Below are 647 nucleotides of genomic sequence, written 5' to 3' on the forward strand. Positions count from 1 at the left end.
GGGTCAGTTTCTTCCTCGGCGCCGTCACTTCTTTGACCTTGCTTCGCATCTTCTTCATCGCTTTCTTCGACGGGAAACTGCGGAGAATCCAAGCTTTCTTTCCTCCCTTGCGATACGCCGGGAGGCGCCTGTGATGATAGCCCAGAAAATCAAATCCTTGGTTCTTCTCTTCGATCCAGAGGTTGACCAGCTTGCTTTTCTGGGCGTTCATCTTTAGCTCGAGTTTTCCAAACACCGCCTTCAACACCTCAATGGCTTTCAGCGCGTGTTCCTTCTTGTGGCATAAAATCACCAGATCATCCGCATAGCGCACCAGTGTTCCCAGCTCGGTAAACTGTTTCTCCCATACCGTGTCCAAATAATGGAGGTAAATGTTTGCGAGCAGCGGCGAAATCACGCCACCCTGCGGGCTTCCGATGTCCGTTTCGAAGAACTTGTCGTCCTTCATCACCCCGGCTTTCAGCCATTTTCGGATCACTTTGAGCATGCGGCGATCGTTGATTCGCTGTTCCACCAGTTCCATGAGCTTGTCATGGGCGATGTTGTCAAAATAGCCGGTGATGTCGACATCGACTACCCAGTAGACTTTCCCGTTGTTTACGGTTTCCCGAATCTTCTCCGTCGCTCCGTGTGTACTGCGTTTGGGG

General features: G+C 51.6%; 1 protein-coding gene. It reads right to left on the minus strand.

The features are described from left to right. A partial coding sequence (locus AC3Y2E_RS34650; RefSeq protein WP_379217994.1) for a reverse transcriptase domain-containing protein occupies positions 1 to 613 on the minus strand: 613 nt, incomplete at its 3' end. Positions 614 to 647: the final 34 nt, after the last annotated feature.

The sequence above is a fragment of the Paenibacillus sp. MAH-35 genome, assembly GCF_058135425.1.